The sequence below is a fragment of the Veillonella sp. oral taxon 780 str. F0422 genome (assembly GCF_000221605.1).
Lineage (GTDB): Bacteria > Bacillota > Negativicutes > Veillonellales > Veillonellaceae > F0422.
This window is the reverse complement of record NZ_AFUJ01000023.1, coordinates 37661-56763: the sequence shown is the minus strand read 5'-3', so window position 1 is coordinate 56763 and position 19103 is coordinate 37661. Positions and strand designations below refer to the sequence as shown.

The window sequence follows — 19103 nt, the reverse complement described above, 5'->3', positions numbered from 1 at the left end:
TAATCCATTCTCTCTAATTAGAGTTTGGTATTACTATTATATCATTTTTTCCTGTTCTGTATCACCAATTTTTTCCAAAAGAACACGAGAATCTTTTTCTTGATCCACTACACTCTCTGGCGTGGCTAATTCTAAGGGTACACCTTTGGCATAGACACCAGTAACTACCCCATATCCATCACGTAATTTCATAGTACCAATCAATGTCCCACGATAATTCGTATAGAATTTTTTATCCACTTTACTAAGGTCTACTTTGACACGATTGAAAGGAATGGAAAACTCCACCACTCCATGGTCAAATCGCTTTACATTAGCCCGAATATATTCTTGATCTTTCGGTGTTTCATCTGTGGCTGATACCACTTGTAATACACCAGACTGTTTAGGTGTGACAATGACATATACCTCATGACCTACTTCTGGGGTCTCTTTACCTTCCCAATTGGCATACGATCCTAAAAATTCCACTTCTAAATAGTCCGAAGGTACCCAACCAATGTGACGACTTACTTTCACAGGCCATTGATATTCTGTACCACCTTGTAGCAAAGTTGTATAACGTTGTTGAATGTAGAACTGGCTCAGCAAGGCAACGATGGCAGCCAGAGCAAAGACAATCCATTTTTGATATCTCATCGTTCTTCCTCCTTCACTACACCCTCAGAGTCTACTACTTTCACGTCCTTTGATACAGCTTGCTCTCCCAATGGAAATTCCTCCATTGTTGGATCTGTTGACTGACGACGAGCTTGTCGAACACGCTGATTTACCTTAACCCTTTGTAGTCGTTTACGCCATAAATATAAGGCATTGATACCTAATACAATGACCCCTAGCACTAAGAACGATACACCTCGCTCCACAAAAGTAAAGCTAGGATCAAAGAATCGAGCTCCAAACATAGCAATTAGCGTCAAAATACTACTATTCAATAAGCTCACCTTTTTCACCAAGGTGCCACGAATAAAAGTCCCTAAAGCTGCTACTAAAATATATGCATTAAATAGGATGGACGTCAAAATAGGTGTCGCCCCAGAGACAGTGACCACATAGCATCCAAAGATTACAAAAGGAATCAATCCGATAGTGCTTTCAATACGCTTAGCTAATACTAAACGACGCAATACAAGAACTGCTATGCCTAAGCTCAATACCATGCAAAACCATAGCCACCATGCCATGGTGCTTTCACCAATGCGAATCCATGTACTAATGTAAGTACCTTCCACAATGGTGTACAACAGAGCAATGGCACCTATACCTTTACAAGGAAGTGCTAAGAGGGCAATTTTCTTTTCTAATGTGCCTAAGCCGTAGGTAACGGCGCCCAATACACTAATAAAAAATAAATTCATTTGTGGCTCATAGGTGGATAAGATGAAGAATACTTCCCCAAAAATGGCACCAATAAAGGCCCAAGATACAGATACTAACAAGGAATCTTTCGACCCCTGATACTTACCAAATCTACGGATATAGTATGGTACTGCTACTAATAAAAGTCCTCCCACTGCTACAGGCCCTACCCAAGTATTTAAAGGATGGCTAGAAAAACTCCACCCCAATACACCAATAAGATATAAAATCATACCTAGAGCCGAATCCAAGACATAAATAATCGGCAAGGCACAGCAAAGAATGATAAGCACATATAGCCCCATATGCTCACCTGTATAGAAAGTATCTGCTACCAACAAAGTAGTGGCTGTCAACAGTCCCATATAAATAACAGTAATGCTTTCTGCTACCATACTAGCTGGCTTTGCTTTCCATACACCACCACCGACCACAGCAATAGCTAATAACAAGATTGCCAAGGACCAATCAAATCGTCCATTAGGTGAAAACCCATACCAGTATCCCGCAAAAAGCAAAATAATTCCCAGCAAAATAAGTATAGCTCCACCTAACACTGTAATTAATCGTGTCCAAGATGGGCCCTCTTTAGGGATAAAACCGTACTTTGCTTGTAGCTGATGGCTCTGTTCTTCTGAAATAATTCCCTCTTCTTTCCATTGGTCAAGCTCTTTGTGCAACCAATGTATATGTTTTACATTCATATGCCTCTCCATAAAAAAAGGCTTTGCTCAGAGAACAAAGCCTTATATCCTATTATTTAACAATCAATACTGGACATGTGGAATGACTAGTTACATAACTACTTACACTACCCATAAATAAACCTTTTAAAGGTCCCAATCCACGGCTCCCCATAACAATTAAGTCTGCATCATATTTTTTAGCTACTGCTAATACAGCAGGTCCAGGAGACCCTACTTCAAAAACGCATTTGACTTTCATATCAGCTGGTACCTCTTCTGCTACTTCGCTCAAGATTTTTTTACCTGTTTCTTCCATATCTTCAGCAATTTGTTCAGATACATAACCACCACTAATTGGAGTTTGGTCAAAATTAGAAATTGCGGATACAATGTTTGCTACGTGCACTAAAATCAATTCCGCATCATTACGTTTAACAATTGCCAATGCATGTTCTAACGCTCTTTTACCATTTTCCGATCCATCTGCAGGAACAATTATTTTTTTATATTCCACCATAGTAAGACCTCCTCCATATTGTCACTGTGCTACTATGTAACTTGCCTATATCACTATAATTCGACATAGACTTGAAAATTCCTTTTCTTTACTCTTATTGTCTCACAAAATCTGAATCTTCGCAAATGAAACTTGCGTCACGATAATATCTTTATGGTGTTCTTTGGACATGCCACTTTTACATTATGTTCCTCAAAGTTATAAGGAATAACTCATAAAAGCGTATATTCTTATTTTAGTCGAATTAATGACAATAAAATAGCTCCAATGATTGGGGAAATAGATAACGCCATTAAGGCTGTTTGGTAATTGCCTGTAGCTGTTAATACTGTGGATAAAATGATAGGTGCTGTGAGTGCGCCAATTTGGTTAAATAGATTTACGAATCCCGCTGTAGTTCCTCTTAGTTCTGGTGGTGCTGCTTGGATAATGATAGCATTGGTTAATGGGCTATACATAAATGCTCCCATACCTAATAGGGGTGCTGTAATGTATAACATATCTGGATTACTTGTGTTCGCAAAAATTAGCAAAGCTGGAGAGAACAAAAACATAACGATGGCTGCTAAATAGTTTCGTGGTAAAGAAATTCTATCTGAAATGAATCCGATAGTCGGTTTGGCAATCACTGCTGCAATACCGTAAATACTCATAATAGCGCCTGCAAAGATAGGTGTCACATGCAATTGTTTCACTAAATACAAGTTAGCCCAAGTAGTAACACCCCAAGTGGTACCTGTTGCAAAAAATCCCATCACTGCTAACAATAAAATATTGCGGTTTGTTCCTACAAAACGTAAGCTTTGTGCTAATGACATGCACCGTTGCTCTGTTCCTTGTGCTTCTACTGTATGGTTCTTTCTGAAAGCTTGTACTTCTTTCACCGTAAACAAAGCTAAAAAGAATACTAGTAATGGCAATAAAGCGGTAATTAAAAATGCCATTTGCCATCCGTAATGGACAGCCACAAATGGTGCATATCCGTTAACCACGGTAATCCCAAAGGATGTACAACTCATGAAAATACCTACAGCGGTACCACGTTGTTCTGCACTGAAATGCTCTCCAATGGCTTTCAAACAAGCAGATTGTACAGGGCCTGATACAATACCTAATAAGAAGCGCAACACTAAGCCATATTCATAACTTTGTACAGTACTCATAAGCCCCGTTACAATAGCCATAGCCACTAAACTACCTAAGATAGATTTACGATAGCCAAATCGATCCGCTAACAGCCCTCCTGGTAATACAGTCAATGCATACCCAAAATAAAAAGCCGTCAAATACGACGTTCCTTGCTGCGCTGTAAAATGTAAGGCCTCATTTACGATTGGCATCAACGATGACCATGATAAGCGCATCACAAAACTTAACAAAAAAGTTAACCACAAAGTCAGTAGTATACCTGTTTGTGTAAGAGTAAACCCTTTCTTCATGTAATACCTCCTATGAAATACCACAAACCTATTTATACAGATTTAATCTGCATAAGATTATAACATATGCACCTTAAATTCACATCTTTATTCTTTAATTATACTTTGACTGATTCTATGGTGTAAAGCTAGTATGACAGCATACTACAATAATTCATGCGTATCTCATAACACCTATTCTTCAGAGTATTTGAATAAACACTCCTCTAAAATAAGTATTGCAAATATACATCACATTCTAATTGACAAAAAGACTAGTTCAATGATAGACTATATCTAGTTTTTATATATGGAGAGGTGTCCGAGTGGTTTAAGGAGCTGGTCTTGAAAACCAGTGACTCCGCAAGGGGCCGTGGGTTCGAATCCCACCCTCTCCGCCACAATAAGCTGTTATCAACATGATAACAGCTTTTTTATTTCTCCGTAGAATCGCAGTTATACGTAGTAGCCTTGTGGCGCACCTTTCTATCTAAGTGATACAAACTCAAGAAGAGCACGGTGTGCTCCGAACAAACATTATGAAATACCGTTTGTGAGGAGTATACCGTGCTCTTCCTTTTTATCATATTCAATTAATAACGCCACAGGCTACATAGCAGAGCAAGATTAGTCTTTGAGTTCCGCATTCCCAAGTCCTGTTTTACGGAAGATAGCAAAGATAACGCTCAATAAGATGGCTGTTACTGTTGCCAATCCCATACCTTGCAATACCACTGGACCAATAGCTAATTTAGCACCACTCAAGCCGATAACTAGTACTACAGATGTTAGGATTAGGTTAGAAGATTTTGTATAATCCACTTTACGTTCTACCAACATACGTAAACCAGAAGCAGCGATGATACCGAATAGTAAAATACTTACACCACCCATAACTGGAACTGGAATGGCATGAATTAAAGCTGCTACTTTGCCAATGAAAGAGAACAAGATAGCAAGTACTGCTGCACCAGCGATAACGAAGGTACTGAATACACGTGTAATCGCCATAACACCGATATTTTCTCCGTATGTTGTATTCGGTGTAGCACCAAATAAACCGGATAACACATTGGATAAACCATCTGCAAATAAAGAACGGCTCAATCCTGGATCTTTCATTAAATCACGACCAATGATATTACTTGTTACTACAATATGACCCACATGTTCCGCAAATACTACGAATAAAGCTGGCATAATCATTAGGATAGCATTGATATTAAATTCTGGCTCATAGAATTGAGGGAATGCAAACCAAGGAGCATTGGCTACGCTTGCGAAGTCTACTACTCCCATGATGGCAGCAGCTACGTAGCCAGATACCACACCAATTAATACTGGAATCACTGCAAAGAATCCACGGAATAATACGGTACCCAAGATTGTCACAGATAAGGAAAATAAAGATAAAAATAACGCTTGCTCATGAGTCATGCCAAAGCTTTGCCATTGATCTCCAATGATACCTGCCATACCCATAGCTACAGGGGCAACTTCTAAACCGATAACCGCAACAATAGCGCCCATTGCGGCAGGAGGGAATAATACATCAATCCATTTAATACCAATGAATTTAACTAACAAAGCCAATAGCATAAAGGACACACCAAAGGCAATAAAACCACCTTGTGCTGCTCCATAGGTCATACCAGAGGCTACCACAGCACCTACTGGTCCAATGAAAGCAAAGCTAGAACCTAAATAGGAAGGAATCTTTCCTTGACAAATTAATACGTATAAAATAGTTCCAATACCGTTCATGAACAGGGACGTCGCTGGGTCAACTTTCAATAAGAATGGTACTAATACAGTAGCCCCAAACATAGCAAATAAATGCTGAAAACTAAGTGGCAATAACTTAGTGAAAGACGGGCGTTCGTGAACATCAATAAAATCTTTCATGGTGCATCTCTTTCTGTGTGAATCACACTTAAAACATTAAGACTTAGGTTGAAAACGATGGCGCGTTTCTTCGCCAATGGACGGCAAATGACGTGTCGTTCCTATTTGTTTGCGTGCATATTCATTACGGCGCGCAATATTTAATAATATTCCTATGACAGCAAAATTTGTCACCAAAGAGGATCCCCCATAACTAATAAAGGGTAAGGGTACCCCCGTTACTGGTAGCATTCCCACCACCATAGCAATATTAAAAAATGCTTGAATAGTAATAAAAAATGTAAGACCTACCGCTAACACTTGACCTAATAAATCTCTAGATTGACGAGCAATGGAAAGTCCATATTTTGTAAACCAAAGAAATAAAAAGATAACCAAGCACACACCTAATAAGCCAAATTCTTGTGAGAAAATAGAAAAAGCAAAGTCTGTATGAGCCTCTGGTAAATAATTATATTTGGAAATTCCCTTTGTAAAGCCTTCGCCCCAAAATCCACCAATCGACACACTCAGTATGCTCTGTGTCACTTGATATCCATTAGCTGTAGTATCTGACCATGGATCATAATAGGCACGAACCCGATCCAGTCGATAGGACACAAAAGCAATTAAGGGATACGCAATAGCTAGTACAACACCAAATGCTATACCTAGATATTTCCTATGCCCTTTATAATAGCCTACGCAAAAGGTCATGATTACGGGAAAACTGAAAATTAATACAGCTGTTCCCATATCTGGTTGAAACATAGTAATAAAAGCATACACAAAAGGAACTGTAAATACAGCTGGCACTAATAAGTTAGGGTGAAATATCCCCGGTGTACCTCGCAGGGCCTTCCACAGGGCATTTAGTTTTCCTATGACACGATTCCACCAACTCCAAAGTCCATGTAACCGTGTATTCCCACCCCAATCATAATATTCATACAAGTACATTCTCCCATGCTTTTTCACATGTCTATCAATACTATAGGCCGCCCAAATAATAGCTGCTAGTTTAGCAAATTCAGATGGCTGTAATGTCATTCCATAAGGCAATCCAATCCAACGTCGCGCACCATTAGCGCCATGCCCTAAGAAGGGTAAAAATACAATGAGCAACAAAAAGAGTAAAAACAAAAACATCTTTAGTTGTACCTTTGAGTCTGCCCATTTACGGTAATCAAACAAATAGAATCTCCAGGCTACAAGAATACCAGCCCCTAGAAAGACTAGTTGTTTACCTAATAAGAACCAAAATGGTTTCCAATTATCTCCCCCTTGTAGGGTCGTAGTATAGGTAGCACTGTAACCATTAAAAAATCCTATTAAAATAATCCCAAAAAGAGGCACTAATATACCTTGTCCATCATGCTTAATAATACTACGATAAAAAGATCGAATATTTTGCCATACACTAGATGATGGCTTAGATGAAGTATGACTATTTTCCTGCATCTGTCGTATCACTTCCTTTAGCTGGCTTAATAGCCTCTAAGCGGAAAATTGGCTGCCCTTTGGCACTAAATTTTTCCTCATATTCTGTGCGCACATTAGGCATATCCGTACTATGTAAATCATAACTTACATTTTTTAATGTCCAACCAGAGTTTGTAAACTCCTCCAAAGAGAACATAAACAAGCCTTCATTATCTGTTTTAAAGTGGATTTCTCCATTTTCCTTCAATAATCGTGCATATCGATCTAGGAAGGTGTGATAGGTCAATCGACGTTTCGCATGCTTAGCTTTTGGCCATGGATCACAGAAGTTAATATAGAACCGGTCTACCTCTCCTGGTGCTACTACTTCTTCAATCCCCGCAATATCAAATAAGCTCACTTTACCATTCTCAGCTTGTTGTTCAAATAACTTTTGAGCGGCATAGTATAGCACTCCAATTTGCACTTCAAAGCCCACAAAGTTTGCTTCTGGATGGGCTTCACACATACCAGCAATGAACTTGCCTTTTCCCGTCCCTAATTCCATATATAAAGGTTTAGATGGATCTGCAAAACTTTCACGCCATTTTCCCTTGAAAACTTCGTGATTCTCTAGTACAGTATATGTATTATATTCTAGGATTGCTTCATCAATCCATGGTTTTCTACGTAAACGCATACTATCTCCTTTTATAACAATCTTATCCTTACTATTATAGTACATCATCTGTTCTATGTCAGTACTCACTTATAATTTTTTTATTTCCATGAAAGGTTTCCTATGAAAGCATTAGTATTATCCAGTGGCGGGGTAGATTCCACCACCTTACCTGGTCTTGTTATGAAGGCGGCTCTACCCCATGCCATACATGTGGCACATGCCGTGATCGAGAACAGGCTTTCACTGATAATGGTATAGTAGATCCATTATTACAACAGAAATAACACAAAAAAGCTATTCAACCTTTTTGGATTGAATAGCTTTTATCCTTCTTTAGTCACTTCGATTACCTGACTGGAATTAGCATCAATAACAACATGCATAATGTCACCGTTCACATCTAATACCATATGGTATCTAGCCACATATTCTTTTGTTTCAAGTTCCCATCGTATTAGACGAGCACTACTACCTAAAATAGTAATAGCCACTTGCTTTGCCTCATCAGGATTAATTACATTTCCTAAGTCGATAGCTGTAGATTCTTTTAAATTTTCTGGTGCTGTATCTACTTCTGCACTTAGAACTTGGCCAGTGGTTGCATCAATCATCACACTATGACCAGCCTCCGAAGAAACACCTGCTACTTCGTAGCTTTTGCGTCCATCTTGTTCTGCAAAGGTTATCCCTTTAATTTGCGCCGTTGGATATTGTTTTTTATACAGATTAACTGCCCCTTTGGCATCTACCATAATAGGGTCAGATCCATCATTAGCTTCTACCTTATCTGTTGTGGGCACAACTTTTGTTTCTGGTAAAGCCACCTTTTTTAGCTTAACAGTGTCCGCATCCATCGATGTGGACTCCATAGATATACTATTTTGCTTGGCATTATACCAATACCATGTGCCTACTGCAGCAGATATAATAGCACAAATACTCAGGATACCTATGATTATCTTTCGTCTCATATTACATCCTTTATATACACTAATTAGTTTCTGAATCAGTATACACTATAATTATGAACATAATATGAACCAAATGCTCATACTTTTACAATATATCGTAATACACCATAACTAATTTCATAGAGTAAAATCATAGGTCCCGCAATCATAGTTTGTGATAACATATCTGGGGTCGGAGAAATAGCTGCACCGATAATAAAAGCCAAGAGAATAAACATTTTCCTATATTCTCGTAATCGATCAGATGAAAGAATACCCAGTATACCCAAAGCAATCAAAATAAGCGGCAGTTCAAACGTAATTCCGAAGGGTAAAATAAAGGCAATCACAAAATCGATATATTGCCCTATAGAAAATAATGGTTGTAATTCATCTGTACCAAAGCCAATAAAAAACTGAATAGCCATAGGCAATACTAAGTAATATGAAAATAGTACACCTACCACAAATAAGACCACCGCTGTAGGCACCACCATAAAAGTGACCCTCTTCTCGCCTTTCGACAAGGCCGGTACAATGAAAGCCCAAATCTGATAAAACCACACAGGACTAGATACAATACAACCTGCTACTAAGGAAATCTTCATATATGTAAAAAAGGCTTCTGTTGGTTTTGTATAATATAATTTTCCTGCTGGTGCCACTAAAATTTGCAGAATATCTTCCACATAATAGTACGCCCCCAAGGTACCTATAATAATTGCCACTATAGCGATTACTAAACGTGTGCGAAGTTCACTTAAGTGGTCCACCACAGACATGGAGGACGCCTCTTGCATAAGTTTCGCTTCTGTTTCTGTATAGGTATCCTGTTGCAACAAGGCGTCTTGCTCTACCTGTTGTTGAGCAAGACGCTTTCTTTGTTCTATGACACTATTCAAGGATGGACGTTTGGCACTCATTTCAAAGTTTTTTACTTGAAATTCTTTCATACTACACCTTACGGTTCGACAATTTATCAAGAACAGTTTCCAAAATATTTTTTCCTTTGAAAGATGGTAGTTGTTGTAGGGCTGTCTCCGCTTGTTTACGATATGTTGCCTCAAGAGCTAAGGCTTGATCGATACCACCTTTAGCCGTCACATACTCCATCAATTCCTTTGTATCTTTTCCATTGCGAATGTCTTCAATCATATTCGTTACATGCGTTGTATTGTCAGGAGTTACGACAGATAATAAAGGATATGTCAAAATACCTTCTTTCACATCTTTGCCGACTGGCTTACCTGTAGTGACTGTTTGCTCACGATAATCCATCACATCATCAGTAATTTGGAATGCCATGCCCAAGCCATGACCATAGGTGCGCAATAATTGAATATGCTCCTCTGACCATCCACCAAGAATACCACCTAATGCTAAGCAACCTTCAATGAAATCTGCTGTTTTCTTTTGTGTTTTTAATAGGTATCGTTCTGTACCTTGATCTAATCGGTACACATCTTCCATTTGCATAAATTCGCCTTCTACCAAGGCAGAAATAATTTCAGAAAAAATGGTCAAACATGGAATGGACCCGATTTCAGCTACAATACCAAATGCTTTAGCAAATAAATAGTCTCCACTAAGAATCGCCACTTTATTGCCTTTTGTGCAATGAATGGACGTGACTCCTCGGCGTACTTCTGCTTGGTCTAACACATCATCATGAATGAGTGTAGCCAAGTGCAGCATCTCAATAGCCGCCGCCATACGCACTCTATCTTCTTGATTAGAATCTCCACTCAAAGCAATCAACAAACACAATTGCGCCCGTAATCGCTTGCCGCCCCCTGCGGAAAGAGGACGAATGAGTGCATTAAAATCTTCTGCACCAGTTTGTAGAGATTGTTGCAAATATGTTTCTACACGCTCTAAATCTTTAGATACGCGCAGTTTCATTTGTGCATCTGTAAGAATACTCATTCCTCTTCCCCCAATAAGACTGCATTAATACGTGCTAATAAACGATCACGACCTGTATGCTTTAAAGAGCTGTACAAAATTGGTGGATACCCTGTTGGGTATCGCTCTTCAATAGTTTTTAACTGTTTTTGTCGCTCATTCATTTTTAACTTATCCGCTTTTGTTACCACAATTTGCAAAGGTACTCCGTGTGATTGCAACCAATCAAAGGCCTCCTGATCAATGGGCAACTCTGGATGACGCCCATCAATGAGTAAACACAATAGCATCATCCGTTCGCTTTGTAAAATGTAATTAGCAATAAAAGAAGACCAAATATTGGTATTGGAGCCTCCTGTTTTAGCATATCCATACCCTGGTAAATCCACTAAGAACCAATCAAAACGACGTTCCATATCATCTGGTAAATCTTCTTTTGATTCTATACTAAAGAAGTTGATCGTTTTTGTTTTACCCGGCGTACCACTGACCAGTGCTAATCCTCTATAATTACATAAAGAGTTAATCAAAGAAGATTTTCCCACATTGGATCGTCCCAAAAAGGCGATTTCAATGGTATCACCTTCTGGGTATTGATCCGCCTTTACCGCAGACGCTATATATTTTGCTGCGATGATGCGTGGACCTGTTATCTCTTTTCTAGTATACACTGGTTTTGGATGGCGTTTTACTGCTGGTTTTTTCTTCATAGTAATGCCTTTTCTAATACTTGTTCCATCGTTTTTACAGGAGTAATAAGCAATCCTTCTTTTACGATATCTGGTAAGTCTTGGATATCCTTTTTATTGCCTTCAGGAATAAGTACTTCTTTCACTCCATAGCGAAGTGCAGCTAATAATTTTTCTTTCAAACCACCGATTGGCAACACTCTACCACGCAAAGTAATTTCACCTGTCATGGCAATATCAGATCGTACTTTTCTACCGGTTAACGCAGATACAATAGCCAAGGTCATCGTAATCCCTGCAGATGGGCCATCTTTAGGCGTAGCCCCTTCTGGTAAGTGCACATGAATATCCAGTTCCTTATGGAATTTTTCTGGTAATTTCAACTCACTTTGGCGATGACGAATATAAGACATAGCCGCTTGACCAGATTCTTGCATGACCTTGCCTAAACTACCGGTTAAGTTTAATTTCCCTGTGCCTTGCATGGTTGTCGCTTCACATGGCAATACCACGCCACCTACAGAGGTCCAAGCAAGACCATATACAAGACCTACTTGAGCTTGTTTTTCACGAGACTCTTCTACAAATTTAGGGGTACCTAAATAATCTTCCAAATTCTTTACCGTTACTTTTGGTGCTTTTTCACCTTCTGTAACCACAGCAAATGCTAGTTTTCGACAAATCTTAGCAATCGTTTTTTCTAGGGTACGTACACCAGCTTCACGAGTATATTCAGCGATAACACGTTTTAATACAGCATCGGATAGTTTCACTCCTTGCTCTTGCAAACCATGTTTTTCAATTTGTTTTGGCACTAAGTAGCGTTTAGCAATTTCTAGTTTTTCTTCCTCTGTATAGCTGCTGAGCTCGATGATTTCCATACGATCCAATAATGGTCTAGGAATATTCCCTGCTACATTAGCAGTAGTAATCCAAAATACATCAGAGAAGTCAAATGGAATTTCAATGTAATGGTCACTGAATGTACTGTTTTGTTCAGGGTCCAACACCTCTAATAAGGCAGAGGATGGATCCCCTTTATAATCAGACGCTAACTTATCAATTTCATCAAGCAAGAATACAGGGTTTCGAGTACCAGCATTCTTTAGTCCTTGAATCATACGACCAGGCAAGGCGCCTACATAGGTACGACGATGGCCACGAATTTCAGCTTCATCTCGAACACCACCTAAGGAAGCACGGATAAACTTACGATTCATTGCTTTTGCAATGGAACTAGCCAAGGATGTTTTACCCACCCCTGGAGGCCCTACTAAACATAAAATAGAACCGCCTTGTTTACCAGATAACTTGCGCACTGCCAAAAATTCTAGAATCCGTTTCTTGATTTTTTCTAAACCATAATGGTCACCATCAAGCACCTCGCTGGCTTCTTTCAATTCTAAGCGATCATCAGACAGTGTATTCCAAGGGAGCTGCAATAACCAATCAATATAATTACGCAAAATATTGGATTCTGGCATCATTTGTGGCATACGACTATATCGCGTAATCTCTTTGTCGATACGATTATGGATATCCTCTGGCAACTCTAGTTTCGCTAGCTCTTCTCGTAACTCTTCTGCCTCTTGATCAGGATCCATTTTGTCACCTAATTCATCATGGATAATACGAATCTTTTCACGCAAGAAATATTCTTTTTGTGCTTTTTCCATAGATTGACGAACTTGGTTATTGATAGAGTTTTCCATATCATTGATTTGCAGTTCTGTATTTAATACACCAACTACCATATTCAATCTACGGCTAACAGATAACTCTTCTAAAATGCTTTGACGCACCTTTGTTTGGATAGGTACAAGAAAGGCTACCTGATCTGCCCATTCACTAGCATCAGCACTGCCTAATACTTGGTCCAATCCTTCATCTGTTGTTGGTTTAATAACCTCTACCCATTGAGCAAATTTAGATTGCAAAATGCGACGATATGCTTCTTCTTCCATTGGGTCTTCATGAATAACCTCTAATGGTGTTACAACGGCTTCGTAAAAAGGTTCAGTACTTAGAATAGTATCAATGTTAACACGTGTCACACCTTCTACTAAAATACGAACTACACCACCTGGCAAACGAAGCATTTGATTTATTTTAACAATTGTCCCTACACGACCTAACTCTTCTAATGTAGGACTTTCGATACTTTCATCTTTTTGAGTAGATACCACTAAATATTGATCTTTATCCATAGCTGCCTTTACAGCTTGTACAGATGTAGTACGACCAATATCTAATTGTGTTACTACTTTGGGAAATACGACCATTCCACGTAAGGGAACCATCGGTAATGTCATAGGTTTAGTTTCCATTGAACCCCCAGTACTATATGATAAAAAGAAACCCATTCCGCCTATGAAATGAGTTTCTTTGCCTTTACTATCTGATTTCTTCAGCGTGGACTCATTTATTGAGTATTGGCTCTTCTTCGCCACGAACCGCTTTATCTGTTACGATGCATTCTTTTACATCTTTCATAGATGGTACTTCATACATCACACGTTTCATAACTTTTTCGATAATGGCCCGTAATCCGCGTGCTCCCGTATTGCGTTCTAAGGCTTCTTTCGCAATCTCACGGAGTGCATCTGATTCAAAGACTAATTTTACATCATCTAAAGACAGCATTTTTTCGTATTGCTTAGTCAATGCATTTTTAGGCTCTGTCAAAATTTTAATTAATGCCTCTTCATCAAGTGGGCTGAGCGTAACCATCACTGGCAATCGTCCGATAAATTCAGGGATTAATCCGAATTTTTGTAAATCTTCTGGTACGACTTCTTTTAAAATAGAGGCTACATCTTGTTCCTCTTTCTTTTGAATGTCTGCACCAAAACCTAATGTTTTTTTCGCAGTTCGTTTCGTGATCACTTTTTCCATGCCATCGAAAGCACCACCGCAAATAAACAAGATATTTGTTGTATCTAAGTGTAACATCTCTTGATTTGGATGTTTCCGTCCCCCTTGTGGTGGCACAGAGGCTACTGTTCCTTCTAGGATTTTCAGTAATGCTTGTTGTACCCCTTCACCAGATACATCACGAGTAATAGACGGATTTTCTGATTTGCGAGCAATTTTATCGATTTCATCAATGTAGATGATACCGCGTTCAGCTAGCTCTATATCATGGTCGGCAGCTTGGATCAATTTGAGTAGAATATTTTCTACATCTTCCCCTACATAGCCTGCCTCTGTCAAACTAGTAGCATCTGCCATGGCAAATGGTACTTGTAACATTTTTGCTAATGTTTGAGCCAATAATGTTTTACCACTACCAGTAGGTCCAATAAATAGTACATTGGACTTTTGTAGTTCCACATCATCGATGACATTATCATGTTGCAAACGTTTGTAATGATTATATACGGCTACAGCCAAGGAAACTTTAGCGTCATCTTGACCAATTACGTATTGATCAAGATGAGCTTTAATCTCTTTTGGAGTCGGGATATCGTTTAAATCAAACGTCTCCGGTAGTTCTTCAATTTTGTCTTCCTCAATAATATGTTGGCATACATCAATGCATTCATTACAAATGAATACATTAGGGCCCGCTATTAATCGTTCGACTTCTGTTTCTGCTCTACCACAAAAATTACAACGTCTTTCTTTATCGTCTTTATTCAAACCCCTGTCTCCTTATTTTTCTGTTGAAGATGTACGAGTTAACACTTCATCAATTAAGCCATATCGTTTTGCATCTTCTGCAGACATGAAATTATCACGATCTGTATCTTGTGCAATCACCTCAATAGGCTGACCTGTATGATATGCTAACACGCCATTCAATTCTTCTCGCAAACGCAATATCTCACGAGCATGAATTTCAATTTCAGAAGCTTGCCCTTGGACACCGCCCAATGGTTGGTGAATCATAATACGAGAGTGAGGCAATGCATAGCGTTTACCAGGTGCTCCCGCTGTGAGCAACAATGAACCCATACTAGCCGCTGAGCCTACACAGATAGTAGACACATCAGGTTTAATGTACTGCATAGTATCGTAAATCGCCATACCTGCTGTTACCACACCACCTGGGCTATTGATGTATAAGTGAATATCTTTATCTGGATCTTCAGATTCTAAGAACAGCAATTGCGCTACGATACTATTTGCTACCGTATCATCAATGGGGCCACTTAATAGAATAATTCGATCTTTCAATAGACGAGAATAAATATCGTAGGATCGCTCACCACGACCAGTTTGCTCTACTACGATTGGCACATACATAGACATCTAACACCTCTTATACATGTACCTGCATTAGCAATTATTCAGCTTTTTCAGCACCTTTAGCATTCTCAATGATGAAACGAGCTGCTTTTTTACGTGCTACAGAACTTGCTAACATAGATACACGACCTTCTTTTACAATGATATCGTATACTTCTTTAGGGTCAGCACCAAATTGTTGGGACATAGCAAAGATTTCATAGTTCATATCTTCTGGAGTAACTTGAACGTTTTCTGCTTTTGCAATTTCATCTAATACTAAGTCAGCGCGAACGTTTTCAGCTGCTGCGGCTTTATTTTCTTCACGTAATGCTTCGATAGTTTTGTTAGAGAATTTTAAGTAGTCTTCCAATTTCAAACCACGGCCTTCAAGATTCATTGCTAATTCTTGAACCATTTGCTCAGCACGGTCTTCAATCATGATTTCAGGAATATCTACTGTTGCATTTTTAACAGCTAGTTCCACTAAACCTGCATTGTATGCGTCAATAGCACGACGTGCAGCATCATCTTCCATACGTTTGCGAAGATCTGCTTTGAATTCTTCTGCTGTATTGTATGCTGGTTCAGTTTTACCTTGACCTACAGATACGGAACGTACGAATTCATCAGTGATTTCAGGCAACTCTTTACGTTTAATATCATGGATATGACATTCAAATTTTGCTTCTTTACCAGCTAATTCTGCTACGAAATAATCTTCTGGGAAAGAAACAGTGACAGTCACATCTTCACCAGCTTTGTGGCCGATTAATTGGTCTTCAAAGCCAGGGATGAAGCTACCAGATCCGATTTGTAATGGGTAGGATTTACCTTCACCACCATCAAATGCTTCACCATCGATGAAACCTTTAAAATCGATTGTTGCAAAATCATCCTTTTGTACAGTTGCATCTGCTGGAGCTGCTACCATTTTAGCTTGTTGGCTACGGATATTGTTTAATTGTTCTTCTACTTGCTCGTCAGTAACAGTAGCATCTTGTTTTTCTACTTCTAAGCCTTTATAGTCACCTAATGTAACTTCTGGTTGTTTAACTACTGTAGCCTTGAAAATCAAATCTTTACCTTCTTCGAATTGTTCACGATCGATTTCTGGTTCACTAACAGGAATAATTTCATTTTCACGAAGTGCTTCTGTATAAGCACGACCTGCTAATAATTCAAACGCTTCTTCAGCGATAGCTTCTTTACCATAGTTCATTTCCAAAATTTTACGAGGTGCTTTACCTTTACGGAAGCCTGGAATATTAACTTGACCAGCGATGCGTTTTACAGCTTGTGCAAAGCCTTTTTTCACATCTTCCGCTGGAATTTCGATTGTAATAGATACCTTGTGCTGATCAACAGCAGTTACAGTTGCTTTCATGAAACTATTTCCTCCTTAGGGTATAGTACACCCAAATTATAAGTTTTAATATTGCATTCTTAATATTATCATAAAGTTGTCAATAGTGCAATTATTTCCCTATTTACCTTGTTCTTCAGCAATAAGTTTCATAATATCATGACGGCTTACCATACCAACTAGATGATATGCATCATCAACAACTGGTAAGTTTTTTAAATGCTTTTCTACCATAGCTCCTACAGTCACTTCTACTTCTGCATCTGCATAGGCAGTAATCACTTCTGTAGTCATGATTTCTTCAACATGAGTAGCCATTAATTTTTTAAATTGTCCATCGTATTCACCGATGCCACCATAATAAATATTAGCACCTAAGATATTGATATAATGTGGCGCATGAGGACGAACTTTTTTATACAACAAATCCCCTTCCGACACAATACCGATTAATTTATTCTCTTCATCTACAACAGCAATGGCTGTTAAATTGTGTTTTACCATCAATTTAGCTACATTTGTAATTTGTTCATCTTTACCAACAGTAATTGGATATTTGTTCATAATCTCTTGTAATGTCATGGTTACATCCTCCTATTTCATATATACATATGCAGCAAAGATAGCAATCACTATCGCTGTTACAACCAAAATGGCAGTCAAACTTTTACGGTTACCACCATCGCCCCCTTCTTGAGTTCCGATGTGGTTTCCTTCCTCATCATAAGCATGACGATATTGCCCTTCTAAATCCACGTAATCTGTTACATCTTCTATTTTCGCTTGTTGACGTAATTCTTGCAACCGCTTTCTACGTTCTTCTACATCATTTGTTACAGAATGAACCTGTACTTTCATCACATCTTCTCGTAACCCTTCGAGACGAGGTACCATTAATTGCAATCGTTCCACTAACAATTTATTGATATCTACACAAGTACTCAATGCTGTCTGATGTAGGAATAAAATGTGCACTGTCTCCTCTTCAGATACAGTGTGCTTGCTCTCTAGCATGGCTTTTACCACATCTGTTTCCTTTGCAAGCATATCCACCACTGTAGAAATATAATAATCTACACGGTCAAAAATTTTATTCAATTCTACATTCTGCTCTAATAATTCTTGTTTACGATGCAATAAATAGGCAGGATTACCACCAGAAGTTTCCATTTGATGAATCATATTAGCCATATCTATATAGGTATCTAAAACGGTACAAATCGTAGCTGTTACATTTTTATACTCACGTATATTATCGCTAACCATACCATGATGTTCGTCTAATGTCTCAGATTGCCCTATTTCTTTTAATTCGACAAAGAACGCCTCATATCCTTGTACCAAATTTTGGATTTCACCTTCAATGGCAAGAATATCTTCCTTCCCTTCGGTTAATTCTGTTTTATAATGCCCAATAAATTCAGGATCCTCCAAGGGTAATTCCTGTATATCCGCTGACACATAAGTAATTCCTTTTTCAATTGCACTTGCCATGCATATCTCCTTTCCTACCAATGATATGGTTCATTTCGATTAATCTTACAAGCTCTATATAATTGTTCTACCAGTACAAGCCGCACCATTTGATGGGTGAAAGTCATGGGACTAATGGACAATTTCCACTGTGCCCGCTGTCGTAATTCTTCCGATACGCCAAAGGCTCCTCCAATGAAAAAGATCATCTCACTATGCCCTTGTACTTCTAGTTCACTAATCCGCTTTGCCAACTCCTCTGAGCTCATTTGTTTGCCGTACACATCTAGCAACACAACAAAGGCTTGGGGATTGCAATATTTCAATAACCGTTGCCCTTCATCATAGAGTGCTTTTTGCTTATCTGATGGGCTAGGTTTATCTCCTAATTTACTTTCCGGCAGTTCTGTAATCGTCACACCCCCATAGGGTTGCAACCGTTTAACAAATTCCGCCACCCCTTCCCGCAAATAAGGTTCTTTTAACTTTCCTATACAATAGATAGAAAATTTCATACTATCA

Annotated in this window: 18 protein-coding genes, 1 tRNA gene and 1 pseudogene; 2 read left to right on the top strand and 18 right to left on the bottom strand. The window is 38.7% G+C overall.

Going from position 1 to position 19103, the window contains the following annotated elements:
• Nucleotides 1-36: 36 nt before the first annotated feature.
• The 4 genes from HMPREF9200_RS02910 to HMPREF9200_RS02895 all read right to left on the bottom strand — a co-directional run bounded on the left by HMPREF9200_RS02910 (nt 37) and on the right by HMPREF9200_RS02895 (nt 4001).
• On the bottom strand, nt 37-639 hold the full coding sequence (locus HMPREF9200_RS02910; protein ID WP_009353279.1) for a hypothetical protein: 603 nt from the start codon (nt 637-639) through the stop codon (nt 37-39).
• A complete protein-coding gene (locus tag HMPREF9200_RS02905; protein WP_009353423.1) occupies nt 636-2063 on the bottom strand; it encodes a DUF2157 domain-containing protein in 1428 nt (475 codons plus the stop codon). Before HMPREF9200_RS02905 ends, HMPREF9200_RS02910 begins: the two co-directional genes overlap by 4 nt.
• A gap of 52 nt (nt 2064-2115) precedes the next feature.
• On the bottom strand, nt 2116-2562 hold the full coding sequence (locus HMPREF9200_RS02900) for a universal stress protein (protein WP_009353425.1): 447 nt from the start codon (nt 2560-2562) through the stop codon (nt 2116-2118).
• 230 nt (nt 2563-2792) lie between these two features.
• A complete protein-coding gene (locus HMPREF9200_RS02895) occupies nt 2793-4001 on the bottom strand; it encodes an MFS transporter (RefSeq protein WP_009353285.1) in 1209 nt (402 codons plus the stop codon).
• Between the two features lie 291 nt (nt 4002-4292).
• On the opposite strand from HMPREF9200_RS02895, the gene HMPREF9200_RS02890 reads away from it, so the two are divergent.
• Nucleotides 4293-4381, top strand: a tRNA-Ser gene (locus HMPREF9200_RS02890).
• 226 nt (nt 4382-4607) lie between these two features.
• Here the strand turns inward: HMPREF9200_RS02890 and uraA are convergent.
• Genes uraA through trmB form a run of 3 tightly spaced genes read right to left on the bottom strand, consistent with a single transcriptional unit; the run spans nt 4608 to nt 7986 of the window.
• A complete protein-coding gene (uraA, locus tag HMPREF9200_RS02885) occupies nt 4608-5885 on the bottom strand; it encodes a uracil permease (protein ID WP_009353366.1) in 1278 nt (425 codons plus the stop codon).
• A 36-nt stretch (nt 5886-5921) separates the two neighbouring features.
• The gene (locus tag HMPREF9200_RS02880) at nt 5922-7325 is read right to left on the bottom strand and encodes an FtsW/RodA/SpoVE family cell cycle protein (RefSeq protein WP_009353268.1); all 1404 of its coding nucleotides are present in this window, start codon (nt 7323-7325) and stop codon (nt 5922-5924) included.
• Entirely contained in the window at nt 7312-7986 is a 675-nt protein-coding gene (trmB, locus tag HMPREF9200_RS02875; protein ID WP_009353360.1) for a tRNA (guanosine(46)-N7)-methyltransferase TrmB, read from the bottom strand. The genes HMPREF9200_RS02880 and trmB overlap by 14 nt, the downstream gene beginning before the upstream one ends.
• Before the next feature lie 140 nt (nt 7987-8126).
• Between trmB and HMPREF9200_RS08270 the strand changes: the two are divergent.
• Nucleotides 8127-8252 (top strand): annotated as a pseudogene (locus HMPREF9200_RS08270) (7-cyano-7-deazaguanine synthase); the annotation flags it as partial.
• Between the two features lie 39 nt (nt 8253-8291).
• Here HMPREF9200_RS08270 and HMPREF9200_RS02870 read toward each other — a convergent pair.
• From HMPREF9200_RS02870 to rlmH, 11 genes are all read right to left on the bottom strand, one after another.
• Nucleotides 8292-8939, bottom strand: coding sequence for a PepSY domain-containing protein (locus HMPREF9200_RS02870; RefSeq protein ID WP_038144541.1), 648 nt, complete (start codon nt 8937-8939; stop codon nt 8292-8294).
• Nucleotides 8940-9016: 77 nt separating this feature from the next.
• Entirely contained in the window at nt 9017-9871 is an 855-nt protein-coding gene (gene tatC / locus HMPREF9200_RS02865; protein ID WP_009353409.1) for a twin-arginine translocase subunit TatC, read from the bottom strand.
• Nucleotide 9872: 1 nt separating this feature from the next.
• Nucleotides 9873-10844: a polyprenyl synthetase family protein gene (locus tag HMPREF9200_RS02860; protein ID WP_009353370.1), complete on the bottom strand. Its 972-nt coding sequence runs from the start codon at nt 10842-10844 to the stop codon at nt 9873-9875.
• Entirely contained in the window at nt 10841-11533 is a 693-nt protein-coding gene (gene yihA, locus HMPREF9200_RS02855; RefSeq protein ID WP_009353280.1) for a ribosome biogenesis GTP-binding protein YihA/YsxC, read from the bottom strand. Before yihA ends, HMPREF9200_RS02860 begins: the two co-directional genes overlap by 4 nt.
• Nucleotides 11530-13839 (bottom strand): endopeptidase La, encoded by a 2310-nt coding sequence (gene lon, locus HMPREF9200_RS02850; protein WP_009353271.1) that lies wholly within the window; start codon nt 13837-13839, stop codon nt 11530-11532. The genes yihA and lon overlap by 4 nt, the downstream gene beginning before the upstream one ends.
• A gap of 91 nt (nt 13840-13930) precedes the next feature.
• Nucleotides 13931-15154 (bottom strand): ATP-dependent Clp protease ATP-binding subunit ClpX, encoded by a 1224-nt coding sequence (gene clpX / locus HMPREF9200_RS02845; RefSeq protein WP_009353388.1) that lies wholly within the window; start codon nt 15152-15154, stop codon nt 13931-13933.
• 12 nt (nt 15155-15166) lie between these two features.
• Entirely contained in the window at nt 15167-15760 is a 594-nt protein-coding gene (gene clpP, locus HMPREF9200_RS02840) for an ATP-dependent Clp endopeptidase proteolytic subunit ClpP (protein ID WP_176604748.1), read from the bottom strand.
• A 40-nt stretch (nt 15761-15800) separates the two neighbouring features.
• Nucleotides 15801-17129 (bottom strand): trigger factor, encoded by a 1329-nt coding sequence (gene tig, locus HMPREF9200_RS02835; protein WP_009353430.1) that lies wholly within the window; start codon nt 17127-17129, stop codon nt 15801-15803.
• Nucleotides 17130-17228: 99 nt separating this feature from the next.
• On the bottom strand, nt 17229-17690 hold the full coding sequence (locus tag HMPREF9200_RS02830) for a CBS domain-containing protein (protein WP_009353341.1): 462 nt from the start codon (nt 17688-17690) through the stop codon (nt 17229-17231).
• A 12-nt stretch (nt 17691-17702) separates the two neighbouring features.
• Entirely contained in the window at nt 17703-18602 is a 900-nt protein-coding gene (locus HMPREF9200_RS02825; RefSeq protein WP_009353400.1) for a hypothetical protein, read from the bottom strand.
• Nucleotides 18603-18616: 14 nt separating this feature from the next.
• On the bottom strand, nt 18617-19096 hold the full coding sequence (gene rlmH, locus HMPREF9200_RS02820) for a 23S rRNA (pseudouridine(1915)-N(3))-methyltransferase RlmH (RefSeq protein WP_009353345.1): 480 nt from the start codon (nt 19094-19096) through the stop codon (nt 18617-18619).
• Between the last annotated feature and the right edge of the window lie 7 nt (nt 19097-19103).